The sequence below is a fragment of the Dysgonomonas sp. 521 genome (assembly GCF_010501055.1).
Lineage (GTDB): Bacteria > Bacteroidota > Bacteroidia > Bacteroidales > Dysgonomonadaceae > Dysgonomonas.
This window is the reverse complement of sequence record NZ_QVMO01000008.1, coordinates 99513-112747: the sequence shown is the minus strand read 5'-3', so window position 1 is coordinate 112747 and position 13235 is coordinate 99513. Positions and strand designations below refer to the sequence as shown.

Genomic DNA, 13235 nt, shown 5'->3' with positions numbered 1-13235 from the left:
TCAAGATTTCAAGATTTCAGGTTTCAAGATTAATAATTTTGAAACCTGAAATCTTGAAATAAATTAAATTTTATATTCTCTCCTCAAGAGGCTATACACTACAATATCTGTAAACACATTATCTACCAACAGTTCGCCGTCACGTTCTATACCTTCCTCCCTAAAGCCCAGTTTTTCGGGAATGCGGCGGCTTTTTTGATTATCTACCGCCACTTTTATTTGAATGCGGTTCATACCCAATTCAGAAAAAGCATAGTCGACGAGTTTCGAAACCGACCGGGTCATAATACCCTTTCCCTGCGCATATTGCGAGAGCCAGTAGCCAATTTCTATTTTCTTATTATCCTTATCTGTCTCTTTAAAACCGATTAATCCTACGAATTGCTCTTTATAATATATTGTAAACTGCTCATCTTCTGTCTCCAATACATGTCTCACATAGTTACCTGTATCTTCCACATCTTTGGTGGCATCTACAAAGGGCAGCCATTCGCGCATATATTCCCGCTCACGATCCAATGTGTTGAATATCCTGAAAATATCATCTACCGACAAGGGATATAATGAAATATCGTCCGAAACCTGTATCATAAAATCATTTTTTCTATAGGTAATACAATAATTCCCTCTGCACCAGAGGCTTTCAGCCGGGTGATCACTTCCCAGAAACGCTTATCTTCGATTACCGACTGTACCGAACACCAGCCTTCTGTGGCCAATGGTGTCACGGTAGGGCTACGCATACCCGGCAAGATATCAAATATTTCGTCAAGTTTATCTTCGGGCGCATTCAAAAGTACATATTTTTTGCCTTCGGCGCTCTGAACAGCCTCAATCCGGAATATCAGTTCGTCCAATATATCTTTTTTCTCCTGCGGCAAATTCTTTGTTGCTATTAGCAAAGCTTCCGATTGCATTACCACTTCTACCTCTTTCAGGCGGTTGCTCACCAGTGTACCGCCGGAACTTACAATATCGAATATGGCGTCGGCAAGACCTATGCTCGGCGAGATTTCCACAGAACCGGTTATGATATGGATCTCCGCCTTTATGCCCTGCTTTTCCATATATTTATTTAATATATGCGGGTATGAAGTAGCAATCTTTTTACCTTCGAACCATTGTATGCCTTTATAATCCTCATCTTTAGGGATAGCAAGGGACAACCGGCACTTACTGAAACCAAGACGTTTAACGATATCGGCGGCCTCGTCTTTTTCCATATACTCATTCTCTCCTACGACTCCTACATCGGCAACGCCCGTTGCCACAGCCTGCGGGATATCATCGTCGCGCAGAAAGAGTATCTCGACAGGAAAATCTTTTGCCGGAATAAGCAATGTGCGCTTGATGTTGTTCAATTTTATACCTGCTTCCTGCAGAAGCTCCATTGTTTCTTCAAATAACCGGCCTTTCGACTGGACTGCGATTCTTAATACCATGATTGTTCGTTATAATTAATAAGTTATGAGTAAGTTATGAATTTAAAATTTGTTTATATACCCCTATTCTAACAAATAGAGGAAACCTCTGAATAGAATCTTTCTCCTCCCTTTAGGGCAGGGCTGTTAAGTTCTTATATTGCCACGCCTTTCAAGGCGTAGATAAAAGGCTTCTAAGGAAAGACTTTAGTCAAAAAGGTTCGGCTAAAGCCATTCCCTGATTCTAAAACATATTCCTCCACTTGAAAGTGGAGGCAATTAAATCAGAACTTAACAACTCTGCCCAAAGGGGAGGCCGGGTGGTGTATGAACAAAAAAAGAGCCTACCTGTCAGGTAAGCTCCTCGTTATATTTTTGCAGACACCACATCAATATAATTACTTACCTTATGGCAGCAACAAATGATGATGATGTAGTTTATTGTTCATAATTTTACTTTTTCCAAAAACAAAAGTATATATTATTTACAATAAATCAAACTTTATGTCATTATTTTTTCGATTTCAATCGAACTTTTCTCCCGGATGATGCTTTTCCCGGTGGCGCTTCAATGCGTCTTCCTTGAACTTAATATCGGCTGCCCTGTATTTTTCCAGTTTTTCTGCCGGTAACACGGCCGCAAACTTTCTAAAGTATTCTATCTGCAATTCCGATTCTTTTTGTTCCGATTGAAGATCGAGTTGTACGATGCGTTTATAGTCGGCATCCGTCTTGTTTTGTTTCTTTTTCAGTTCGCGAGTTTCCCTGCGGGCATCGCGGTTTACTTCAAACTTCTTTTTCGAGAACTCGGCTTCTAAGGGAAAGAAAGCTTTTGCTTCGGCATCTGTCAGGTTCAGTTCTTTTTTCAGATATTCGGACTTTTTCTGAATAAACGCGTCAATATCAAACCGCCCTCTCCTTTGTCTATCCTGAGCTGCCAACGAAAAAGTAAAACAGAGTAATAATAACAGAATCAGGATATTTTTTATTTTCATATCAAATCCCCTTTATTTAATAATTATTGAACATTTCCTTAAATTGAGATTTTCTTACCTCATCCTGTATAAACAAGTAATAATCTTCTTCCTCGTCAGCCTCACTGTATGTGCCTACTGATTCTATCTTATCACTTTTTTGTTCGGCAAGAACTTTATCTGCATTAACTTCAGTTGTATCAAACAGACCAACAGAAAACATGACACCAAATAATGCGGCAGCTACTGCTGTCCATGGTAATACTTTTTTCCACAACGGAACAATCTTCGCTTTATTTTCCTCTTTTACAGGAAGTTGCTCCATTATACGACTATTAAAGTTTTCGAAATAATTTTCGGGAACTTTAAATGGGGTCTTCTTTTTATCAATATTATTCAACATGATCGATTAGTTTTTGAATCACTATCTGTAATATAGACTATAAATTAGATAAAAGGTTTAATTCTCTTTTGATAAAAATTCTTCAATTTTTTTTACGGCGTGATGATATGAGGCTTTCAAGGCACCTACAGAGGTATCCAGAATGTCCGACATATCTTCGTATTTCATTTCATCAAAATATTTCATATTAAAGACGATCCGCTGTTTTTCGGGGAGTGTCAAAATCGCTTTCTGTAGTTTCAGCTGTGCTTCATCCCCATCAAAGTATTCATCGCTCTCCAGCTTACCCAGCAGGAACATATCCGCATCGTCTACAGAAATATTATTCTGGGAGCGTTGCTTGTTTAAAAAAGTTATAGCCTCGTTAACGGCTATGCGGTACAGCCATGTAGACAGCTTGGAGTCTCCCCTGAAACTATCAATACTGGTCCATACCTTTATAAAGGTATTTTGCAAAACATCATTCGAATCGTCATGGCTTAATACGATTTTTCGTATCTGCCAGTACAATGGTTCGCTGTACTCCTTTACCAGTTCGGAGAAGGCAGCCTGTTGAGTTTTGGCATCATGTAACCTCTCTACCAGCCTGCTCTCTTTGTATTCTTCTTCTTGTGACATTTACTTTAATTTCCACTCTGTTTTCAATTCGAGCCTTCCTCCAAATCAGAATCATCCCCGAAATCCGCTTCATCATCAGCACTTCCCTGACCATGTTCGAACCACTCAATAAAATTGTCTACTTGTGTCTTATTCTTGTTCCACCATGTCAGCGACTCAGGAAAATAAGCGACACTCACATAACGGCAATATGTATCGAAATGCCCCGAACCTAATATTTCCTCATACGTGGGAACAAAGAAAAACCATAGCAAACCGCTCTGCGAATCATTTTGCATCTGGGCCACAGTAAAGAATATCAATTTGGACGCTTCTACAAAAAAGAAATACTGAGAGGCCGGATCTGTAGCCTTCGGTTTCTTTAACTCGATATTTTTATAAAGCCAGTTCCTGTCAATGCCGTCTTCGGGAGCCAGCCTTACGGAACCCTGTTCCAGTTTAGCATTCAGTATATCATACATTTCGCCGAAAGCATCCTTCGACCTCCCTGTATTGGGTTCCAGAAGCAGGAAGAAATGGAACGCGTAGAAGCTCTGAACCCACTGGTCCAAATCATTCAGTGCATAAGCGTACAGCAGGAACGCGCTGGAATGGGTAGCGTCTATCTCGATGGCTTTGCGCAAATGATAAGCAGCCATCTTGTTATCCTTGTTGTTGAAATAGCAAAGCCCCAGATTGAAATGAAGCAGATACTCATCGCCACAACGCGACACTCCCTCATTCAAGGTTTTAATGGCATCATTCATCTTATCCATATTAGCCTGCGCAGTACCTTTCACTATGTAAGCGTCCATCAGCAAGGCCTGAAAATTAGCGTTTATCACCTTCGAACTAAGGCTCACAGCCCTGTCGTAATTCTTCAGCTTAAGATAAGACAAAGACATCTCATACACGGCAGACATCGAGGTGGGGTTTACCTTCAATGCTTCTTCATAACACTTAATCGCATCATTATAACGCCCCCTATCATGCAGGCTCACACCCTCTCTTATCAGTTTTTCGGAGGAAGTTTGTGCTTTAATCGATAATGCCGTTAATAATAAAATAAATATAATGGTAATACTTCTCATGCTATGAATTTGTTTAGTAGCTACAAAAATAAGAAAATACTCTTAAAATAAGCCCTTAACTAAAATTCTTAGACATTTTTAATGGATGATAGTTTAATGGAAACCATCTACAGTAAAAAGATATAAGAACTTTTTATTCCTTTGTATTATAGAGATTAGTTTCGAAAGACGAACATCCTTATCTATCTATTAATATAATATATCTATATAAAAGACTGTTAATCATAGAATATTTTTATTATTTTTGTTATCATCGGTATTGTAATTTAACTAAAAACCCTATAATCAATGAGAAGTAATACGTTTGACATAGAAATGATTCGTAAATTCTACGAATCGTACCCGCAAAAAGTTGATGAAGCGAAGAAAATACTGAAACGCCCTTTGACCCTCAGCGAGAAAATTTTATACGCGCATCTATCAGCTGACGAACCTGTGAAAAGCTATGTACGTGCTACTGATTATGTAAACTTCTCGCCCGACAGGGTAGCCATGCAGGATGCAACGGCGCAAATGGCCTTACTGCAATTAATGAATTCGGGCAGGACAAGGGTTGCCGTCCCGTCGACCGTACACTGCGACCACCTGATACAGGCATACAAGTCGGCTAAAGAAGACCTCAACACGGCCGAGGTAACTAACAAGGAAGTATATGATTTCCTCAGCGCCGTCTCCAATAAGTTTGGCATCGGCTTCTGGAAACCGGGAGCAGGAATAATCCATCAGGTAGTACTCGAAAACTATGCGTTCCCCGGAGGAATGATGATCGGTACCGATTCGCATACTCCAAATGCAGGAGGGCTGGGCATGGTAGCCATCGGCGTAGGAGGCGCCGACGCAGTGGATGTGATGGCGGGTATGCCGTGGGAACTGAAGATGCCTAAACTGATAGGTGTAAAGCTCACGGGAAAACTCTCCGGCTGGGCTTCCCCTAAAGACGTAATACTGAAACTGGCGGGAATACTTACCGTAAAAGGGGGTACAAATGCCATTATAGAATATTTCGGAGAAGGCACAAGCTCGCTCTCCGCAACAGGCAAAGCCACAATCTGTAATATGGGGGCGGAAGTAGGCGCTACTACTTCAATCTTTCCTTATGATAAAAAATCGTCCGATTACCTGAAAGCTACCGACCGTACAGATGTAGCCGAACTGGCTGACAGAATAAGCGGATACCTGCAACCTGACGCCGAAGCGGTAAATAATCCGAAGGAATATTTCGACCAAGTCATCGAGATTGACCTCTCTGCACTGGAACCGTATGTAAACGGGCCATTCACGCCGGATGCGGCACACCCGATTTCCGAATTTGCCAAGGTGGTAAAAGAAAAAGGTTATCCGCAGCAGATGGAAGTAGGGTTGATAGGCTCTTGTACAAATTCGTCATACGAAGACCTGTCCCGCGCGGTGTCGATTGTAAAAGATGCCAAGGACAAACATATAAAAGTAAAAGCCCAGTTCATTATCAATCCGGGCTCAGAACAGGTACGCTATACTGCCGAGAGGGATGGCATCCTTCCCGTATTCGAAGAAGCCGGCGCAACCATTATGGCGAATGCCTGCGGCCCGTGTATAGGGCAATGGAAGCGCGAAAGCGAGAACCCTGAGCGCCCTAACTCCATCGTAACCTCATTCAACCGCAACTTCGCGAAAAGGAATGACGGCAATCCGAATACCCACGCGTTCGTTACTTCTCCCGAAATAGTAGCCGCGCTGAGTATCGCGGGCGACCTTTGTTTCAATCCGATGACCGATGCGCTGGTCAACGACAAAGGAGAAAAAGTGAAGCTGGATGAACCGAAAGGGTATGAATTGCCGCCAAGAGGATACGAACTGAAAGAGTCGGGTTTTACAGCACCTGTTGCCGATGGTTCGGGCATCGAAGTCAGCATAGCGCCTGATTCGCAGCGCCTGCAAGAGTTGAAACCGTTTCCGGCATGGGATGGCAAGGATATTATAGCGCAGCCGCTGCTGATAAAGGTAAAAGGAAAATGTACGACTGACCATATATCGATGGCTGGCCCTTGGCTACGGTTCAGGGGACACCTTGATAACATATCCGACAATATGCTTATCGGAGCGGTTAACGCGTTCAACGATAATACAAATTCGGTACTCGACCCTGAAACAGGAGAATATATTGCCGTGCCCCTACTGGCCAGAAAATTTAAGGCTGAAGGTCTGGGTTCGGTTGTCGTAGCTGAGGAAAATTACGGGGAAGGTTCGTCCCGCGAACACGCGGCTATGGAACCCCGCTTCCTGAATGTGAAGGCAATCCTTGTCAAATCATTTGCCCGCATCCACGAAACGAACCTGAAAAAGCAAGGTATGCTGGCGCTCACATTTGTCAATAAGAACGATTATGACAAGATACGCGAAGATGATAAGATAAGCGTTGTTGGACTCACTGATTTTAAACCGGGTAAAAACCTGGCCGTTGAGCTCGTTCATACAGACGGGACAAAAGAATCTTTTGAGGTTGCCCACACATATAATGAAGCGCAGATAGCATGGTTCAGAGCAGGCAGTGCCCTTAATTATATGAAAGGGAAATAGAATTTATCTAGTATTAAGAGTCTGTTTAAATTTTATACGAATATTTTATTATAGCTTTTTCTTCGTTCATTTTTCAGCTGTTTTTTCCTTTCTCTCAATTCAACCAACGGTCACAGGAGCGAAGCGTATGTAAAATATCATCTCTAAAACATCTCTAAAAATTGGAACGAATAAAATTTAAACAGTTTCTAGTATTAATGTAGCATTTATATATTTGTTTAGGGGCGTATTCAGTTACACCCCTATTATATAAATTCGTCCGGCAAATTCACCAGATAGAGTTTCGAACTGGCCCGTGTTATCGCGGTATACAACCAGCGGTAGAAGTTTACTCCCAGATGTTCTTCCGATATATAGCCTAGGTCGAGAAAAACTGTATTCCACTCCCCTCCCTGCGCTTTGTGGCAAGTGATGGCATAAGCAAATTTTACCTGTACGGCATTGTAGTATGGGTCTGTCTTTAGTTTCTTCATCTTCCCTGCCCGGGTAGAAATATCGGCATAATCTTCGAGAATGTTCAGGAAAAGTTCTTCAGCCCGTTGGCGGGACAATCCGGCTACATCCGAATGAAGTGTATCCATCAATACCTTTACTTCAAACTCTAAATCATAATCGATACTGCGTACCTCTACATCGCAAAAACGGAATCCGTAAAGTTCCTGTTCGCGGCGTACACGCAGCACTTCTACTATCTCCCCGTTGGCAAGGAAATCGATACCCTCGATGTTTTCAGTCCAGTAATAGTTGTTCTTGGTTATCATCAGCATATCCCCAGCCGAAAGCTCTTCTTCGCGGTATAAAATACGGTTGCGCACACCCTGATTATATATATTGCTCCGCTTATTCGAACGGGAAATGATCATCGTGCTGTCCAATCCCTCCCTATCGTAAGCCATAGAGATTTCATCTATCAGGTCTTCCCCCGAAATACGTAGAATGTCAGAAAATCCGTCCAGCCTGAGTTTAGGATAAGCTTCCGTCTTGCCTTCGTTCAGTATATTCCTTATATTGGTAGCGTTATAGAGAATGCCCGAACTTTCGGCCTGCCGCACTATCTGCGATAACATGGCCTGATGTACTTCAAGCCCGTAACCCTCAAGCACAGCCGTCTGTAGAGCAGGGCTATCTTCTTCCATCACTGGCGGAAGCTGCGCCGAATCGCCGATAAGCAACAGGCGGCAGTTTTCTCCGGAATAAACATAATGGATCAGGTCGTCGAGCAAATGCCCAGTACCGAAAAACGAAGAATCCATCCCGCTATTGCTTATCATAGACGCTTCGTCGACGATAAACAAAGTATCTTTATGCAGGTTATCCATCAGCCCGAAACTGCCGAAGTCTCCCGCATATTTCTGCTGACGGTATATCTTCTTGTGGATGGTAAATGCCGGATGATTGGCATAAGATGAGAAAACTTTGGCTGCACGCCCCGTAGGAGCCAGCAAGACTGTCTTTTGCTTAAATTCGGTCATTGTCTTTACCAAAGCGCCCAGTAACGAAGATTTCCCTGTTCCGGCATAACCTTTCAGCAGGAACAAGGTTTCTTCCTTCTGCAAAAACAAAAAGTGCACAATCTTCTCTAAAGCCTCACCTTGCTGGGTGGTAGGCTCGAAAGGAAAGTTTTGCTTAATTTTATCCAGAAAGAAATCACTAATCATAATGGGAGGGTTCTGACGAATTGAAGACCAAAAGTAGTGGATAAAAATATCTTTTTCTAACTTTGTGTAAAGAAATTATAAAATATGTTTCTACCGGAAAGTATAGACCTCGGACAATCAGAGAAATACATACTATCTATCCGCATAAAACCGGATAGTTTTATGTTTTCCATTTCAGAACCTGAAGCTGGACAGAATTACTGTTTGAGGGAAACCTCATTTACGATGAGTGATAATCTCTTGGCTAATGTACAACGGATTATATTCGACTATAACTTTCTGACACAGGAATTTAAGCAGACGAATGTAATATTCGTATCCGCCCGGTACGACCTTATTCCGGCTAACTTCTTCGATGCTAAAGAAAAAAAACTGCTTTATAACTTTTCGCATACGGATAAAGCGGAGCATGTCGTCGCCGGTATTATCGAAAAACAGGACATTATAACTTTATTCGGTCCGGACAGGGATGTATTCGAATTTCTTTCACGGAATTTATGGACTCCCCGTTTTTTCCATCATTCCAACTTACTGGCTAATTACTACGAGGATAAAAACAGGGTTACAGGGAATGCAGCGCGCATGTATCTGAATTTCCACGACAACCTCATGGATATTATTTGCTTTACAGGCCCTAAGTTAATCCATTGTTTGACATACGAAAACGAACACGCGCTGAACCAGCTCTATTATATCTTAAAGCTTTGGGAACAATGCCGTTTCAACCAGATGGAAGACTACCTGTTTATATCCGGAGACCCTGACAAACAGCTGGTAAAGCAATTGCAGGAATATATTAAAAATATAGACTCACTAAACAGTCCCAGTGAAATTTATCTTTGGAACGAAGACGCGCAAAAAGCGCCACTGGATTTACTTAGCTTATCATTATGAGAATAATCAGCGGAAAATATAAAGGGCGGCGGTTTTCCCCGCCTAAAAGCTTTAAGGCTCGCCCCACAACCGATTTTGCAAAGGAGAACATTTTCAACGTACTGAATAACAGTATCGATTGGGAGGAGACTTATGCCCTCGACTTGTTTGGTGGGACGGGAGGAATCAGTTTTGAACTGGTTTCGAGAGGATGCCCGCGGGTTATATGTGTGGAGAAAAACTTCGCGCATGCCGCTTTTATCGAGAAAACAAAAACGGAACTAAAAATACAATCGGAACTGCAATTACTCAAAATGGATGCTTTCAGCTATCTGGAACATTGCAAGGAGCAGTTTGACCTGATATTTGCCGACCCCCCTTACGATTTGAAGAATTTTGCGGACGTTCCACGGCTCGTATTCGATCGGGATTTAATAAAACCCGGAGGTATCTTCATTCTCGAACATTCAAAGGAGTACGACTTTTCCGGTCAGCCCCTATTCGAAACGAAGCGTATATACGGCAGTGTGAACTTCACTATATTCAGAAAGGAAGACTTAGAAACTGTTTAAATAAAGAATTTCATTAGCTGAAAATCTCCTGAGCCGGAGAATCTCCCTTTTCAACATAAAGCGTCTGGGATGGAAACGCGAAACTCAGCCCTGCCTTGTTGAACGATGTAAGAATTTCCATATTCACATTGGAAACAGTTGCCGAAATATCCCCTTTTTTTTCTATAAAATAAGTAAAAGTTATTATTAATGCAGAATCGGCAAAATCAGAGAAGTTAGCTTTTAAGTCTTTAGATGATACATATTCTACCTTCGAAGGCATATCCCTGAGTATGTCCATTGCTTCCGCCATTTTTTCAGGGGTTGTGTTATATACCAGTCCCAGCTTAGTGACAACCCGCCTCATAGGCTCTGCCGATATGTTCACAATGGAAGCGTCTGCTATTTTATAATTCGGAAAAGTTATTATCCGTTTGTCATACGTCCTCATTTTGGTACTGCGGGCTCCTACATCTACGATTGTACCTTCAAAACTGTCAATCCTGACAACATCTCCAATGCTAAAAGGCCTGTCAGCAAATATAGTAAACGCACCGAATATATTCTTTATAGTATCTTGTGCCGCCAGAGCAAACGCAATACCTCCAATGCCCAATGTACCCAGCAGTGCGCTGATATTTACACCTACATTGCTCAGTGCCATCACTATACCGATAATCCAGATAACGACAAGGACTGTCCGCTTTATTACAGGCATCATCCTGTTGGTATGCTTTTGAGTTCTCTGTGAATTATCAGATCTATTGATCCAATATACCTCAAGTAAACTATTTACCAACCGTACAAAAAACCAGGTCATATTTAATACGACCAATATTTTGTAGGCGGCATTTATAGCCACTACAACATTATCATGTGCCGCTAAACGGTGGATGGCAATCCACATACCCAGCAGGGCTACGGCAAATAATACAGGAGATTCTATCGCATCATATATGATGTCATCAAGACGATTGGATGTCTTTCGGGTAAAATTTTTAATAATCTTTTTATTAAAAAGTGAGATCAACTTGATAACGAGAATTGCACCTATAACAAAAAGTATGGATATACCCCAATTTTGCAATGTATTTCCCCAGATTTCCTTTTCCAGCATCACTTCAATTTTTTTTAGAGTCTGTTTAAATTTTATAGCAAATCTTTTTTATAGCTATTTTTAGATGGATTTTATCATTTTTGCTAGTAGGTTTAGCTCGCTAAACCAAGAGTAAAAAGGGGAAAAGACGCTAAAAAGAGCATAAAAAAATTGCTAAGAACGATTGACCTGAACCTGTAATAAAAATTTTCGCTAAAATTTAAACAGGCTCTTAATATTTTACAAAAATACAGACTTTGTAAAGAAAGGAGAATAAATAGATAAGAATAATTACGACTTTCAATCTCCGAAATCAGAACCCATCCGAATAGCTTTTTATGGATAGTATATAAAAAAGAAAAGGTTGTCGTCACGACAACCAATCTTCATTGTTAACCTTAAATCTAATACCATGAAAAACACAGTACAAAGATAAGACTTTTTATGTTATAAAACATGTTTTTGCGATATTTTTTCATAAATTTTTTCTATCAAAATATAAATGGCTATTATATACTATGCGTAACCGATTTATTATCAATAAATAACCACTATTTATTCATTGTGTGGAAAAAGAAAAAACAATACATATTTTTTGTAGTAAGTAATGGAAAGTATTTATTGCAACATAATTTTCGTTCCTGTCATGCTGACGATAGGAAGCATCTCTTGTTACTTTCTCCTTTGAACAACGAGATCCTTCGTTCCTCAGGGTGACAAAGAGAATGTTGCATTAATTATTAATGCGAATCAAGGGTTGCTCTGGGTTGAAGTATACTATTATAAATCAATCTTCTGTTTTGCAGCCAGGGTTCTAAGTCCACGAAGTGGGCTAATATGGATAACTACGGGTAAAACCCGTGGAAAAAGCGGATAGGGAGAGGTCGTCTCCGTAGGAGGCGAATGGTATTCGCTTTTGCTATTTGCCTCCTACGGAGACATATTTCCCAGCCAGTACCTGCCACGGGTTTTGCCCGTGGTTATCCACCTTCAGTCCCTTCGGGACAATAAGTTACTGTGTTTTTTAACCCTTGATTCGCATTGTTATTGATTACTTATATCCAACAAGCCCCCACAGGTGTAAGACTTTAACAACCGTATGCAAGCGCAATGCAGAGCGATAACTGGAAGCATACCTATATAAAAAAGAAAAGGTTGTCATCGCGACAACCAATCTTCATTGTTAACCTTAAATCTAATACCATGAAAAACACAGTACAAAGATAAGACTTTTTATGTTATAAAACATATTTTTCAAACATTTTTTTATAAAAATTTTCTATCAAAATATAAATGGCTACAACAATATAGCTATAACCTTCTTATTATCAACAATAAATATGATTTATTTATTGTGTAGAAAAGAAAAAACAATACATATTTTTTGTAGTAAGTAATGGAAAGTATTTATTGCAACATAATTTTCGTTCCTGTCATGCTGACGATAGGAAGCATCTCTTGTTACTTTCTCCTTTGAACAACGAGATCCTTCGTTCCTCAGGGTGACAAAGAGAATGTTGCATTAATTATTAATGCGAATCAAGGGTTGCTCTGGGTTGAAGTATACTATTATAAATCAATCTTCTGTTTTGCAGCCAGGGTTCTAAGTCCACGAAGTGGGCTAATATGGATAACTACGGGTAAAACCCGTGGAAAAAGCGGATAGGGAGAGGTCGTCTCCGTAGGAGGCGAATGGTATTCGCTTTTGCTATTTGCCTCCTACGGAGACATATTTCCCAGCCAGTACCTGCCACGGGTTTTGCCCGTGGTTATCCACCTTCAGTCCCTTCGGGACAATAAGTTACTGTGTTTTTTAACCCTTGATTCGCATTGTTATTGATTACTTATATCCAACAAGCCCCCACAGGTGTAAGACTTTAACAACCGTATGCAAGCGCAATGCAGAGCGATAACTGGAAGCATACCTATATAAAAAAGAAAAGGTTGTCATCGCGACAACCAATCTTCATTGTTAACCTTAAATCTAATACCATGAAAAACACAGTACAAAGATA

The 13235-nt window shown here is 40.8% G+C and carries 11 protein-coding genes; 3 read left to right on the top strand and 8 right to left on the bottom strand.

Annotated elements, in window-relative coordinates:
• Positions 1–63 precede the first annotated feature (63 nt).
• The 6 genes from D0T84_RS04510 to D0T84_RS04485 all read right to left on the bottom strand — a co-directional run bounded on the left by D0T84_RS04510 (position 64) and on the right by D0T84_RS04485 (position 4486).
• Positions 64–591 (bottom strand): GNAT family N-acetyltransferase, encoded by a 528-nt coding sequence (locus D0T84_RS04510; RefSeq protein WP_163306453.1) that lies wholly within the window; start codon positions 589–591, stop codon positions 64–66.
• A complete protein-coding gene (hisG, locus tag D0T84_RS04505; protein WP_163306451.1) occupies positions 588–1442 on the bottom strand; it encodes an ATP phosphoribosyltransferase in 855 nt (284 codons plus the stop codon). Before hisG ends, D0T84_RS04510 begins: the two co-directional genes overlap by 4 nt.
• A 503-nt stretch (positions 1443–1945) precedes the next feature.
• The gene (locus D0T84_RS04500; protein WP_163306449.1) at positions 1946–2416 is read right to left on the bottom strand and encodes a hypothetical protein; all 471 of its coding nucleotides are present in this window, start codon (positions 2414–2416) and stop codon (positions 1946–1948) included.
• A gap of 16 nt (positions 2417–2432) precedes the next feature.
• On the bottom strand, positions 2433–2798 hold the full coding sequence (locus D0T84_RS04495) for a hypothetical protein (RefSeq protein ID WP_163306447.1): 366 nt from the start codon (positions 2796–2798) through the stop codon (positions 2433–2435).
• A 57-nt stretch (positions 2799–2855) separates the two neighbouring features.
• Entirely contained in the window at positions 2856–3416 is a 561-nt protein-coding gene (locus D0T84_RS04490) for an RNA polymerase sigma factor (protein WP_163306445.1), read from the bottom strand.
• A 23-nt stretch (positions 3417–3439) separates the two neighbouring features.
• Positions 3440–4486: a tetratricopeptide repeat protein gene (locus D0T84_RS04485; RefSeq protein ID WP_163306444.1), complete on the bottom strand. Its 1047-nt coding sequence runs from the start codon at positions 4484–4486 to the stop codon at positions 3440–3442.
• Positions 4487–4774: 288 nt separating this feature from the next.
• Here D0T84_RS04485 and D0T84_RS04480 point away from each other — a divergent pair, with 288 nt between their 5' ends.
• On the top strand, positions 4775–7042 hold the full coding sequence (locus D0T84_RS04480; protein ID WP_163306442.1) for an aconitate hydratase: 2268 nt from the start codon (positions 4775–4777) through the stop codon (positions 7040–7042).
• 245 nt (positions 7043–7287) lie between these two features.
• Here D0T84_RS04480 and D0T84_RS04475 read toward each other — a convergent pair whose 3' ends face one another.
• Entirely contained in the window at positions 7288–8700 is a 1413-nt protein-coding gene (locus D0T84_RS04475) for an ATP-dependent RecD-like DNA helicase (RefSeq protein WP_163306440.1), read from the bottom strand.
• Positions 8701–8784: 84 nt separating this feature from the next.
• Here D0T84_RS04475 and D0T84_RS04470 point away from each other — a divergent pair, with 84 nt between their 5' ends.
• Both D0T84_RS04470 and D0T84_RS04465 read left to right on the top strand, forming a co-directional pair.
• On the top strand, positions 8785–9594 hold the full coding sequence (locus D0T84_RS04470) for a DUF3822 family protein (protein WP_163306438.1): 810 nt from the start codon (positions 8785–8787) through the stop codon (positions 9592–9594).
• Positions 9591–10145, top strand: a complete 555-nt coding sequence (locus D0T84_RS04465; protein WP_163306436.1) for an RsmD family RNA methyltransferase — start codon at positions 9591–9593, stop codon at positions 10143–10145. The genes D0T84_RS04470 and D0T84_RS04465 overlap by 4 nt, the downstream gene beginning before the upstream one ends.
• Before the next feature lie 13 nt (positions 10146–10158).
• Here D0T84_RS04465 and D0T84_RS04460 read toward each other — a convergent pair whose 3' ends face one another.
• Complete coding sequence (locus D0T84_RS04460) at positions 10159–11241, bottom strand: mechanosensitive ion channel family protein (protein ID WP_163306434.1); 1083 nt, start codon at positions 11239–11241, stop codon at positions 10159–10161.
• Positions 11242–13235: the final 1994 nt, after the last annotated feature.

Bases quoted from the DNA above. Each gene is read 5' to 3' on its own strand.
- D0T84_RS04500 (WP_163306449.1), bottom strand. From the start codon at position 2,416: ATGAAAATAAAAAATATCCTGATTCTGTTATTATTACTCTGTTTTACT.
- hisG (WP_163306451.1), bottom strand. From the start codon at position 1,442: ATGGTATTAAGAATCGCAGTCCAGTCGAAAGGCCGGTTATTTGAAGAA.
- D0T84_RS04480 (WP_163306442.1), top strand. From the start codon at position 4,775: ATGAGAAGTAATACGTTTGACATAGAAATGATTCGTAAATTCTACGAA.
- D0T84_RS04465 (WP_163306436.1), top strand. From the start codon at position 9,591: ATGAGAATAATCAGCGGAAAATATAAAGGGCGGCGGTTTTCCCCGCCT.
- D0T84_RS04495 (WP_163306447.1), bottom strand. From the start codon at position 2,798: ATGTTGAATAATATTGATAAAAAGAAGACCCCATTTAAAGTTCCCGAA.
- D0T84_RS04510 (WP_163306453.1), bottom strand. From the start codon at position 591: ATGATACAGGTTTCGGACGATATTTCATTATATCCCTTGTCGGTAGAT.
- D0T84_RS04460 (WP_163306434.1), bottom strand. From the start codon at position 11,241: ATGCTGGAAAAGGAAATCTGGGGAAATACATTGCAAAATTGGGGTATA.
- D0T84_RS04490 (WP_163306445.1), bottom strand. From the start codon at position 3,416: ATGTCACAAGAAGAAGAATACAAAGAGAGCAGGCTGGTAGAGAGGTTA.
- D0T84_RS04485 (WP_163306444.1), bottom strand. From the start codon at position 4,486: ATGAGAAGTATTACCATTATATTTATTTTATTATTAACGGCATTATCG.
- D0T84_RS04475 (WP_163306440.1), bottom strand. From the start codon at position 8,700: ATGATTAGTGATTTCTTTCTGGATAAAATTAAGCAAAACTTTCCTTTC.
- D0T84_RS04470 (WP_163306438.1), top strand. From the start codon at position 8,785: ATGTTTCTACCGGAAAGTATAGACCTCGGACAATCAGAGAAATACATA.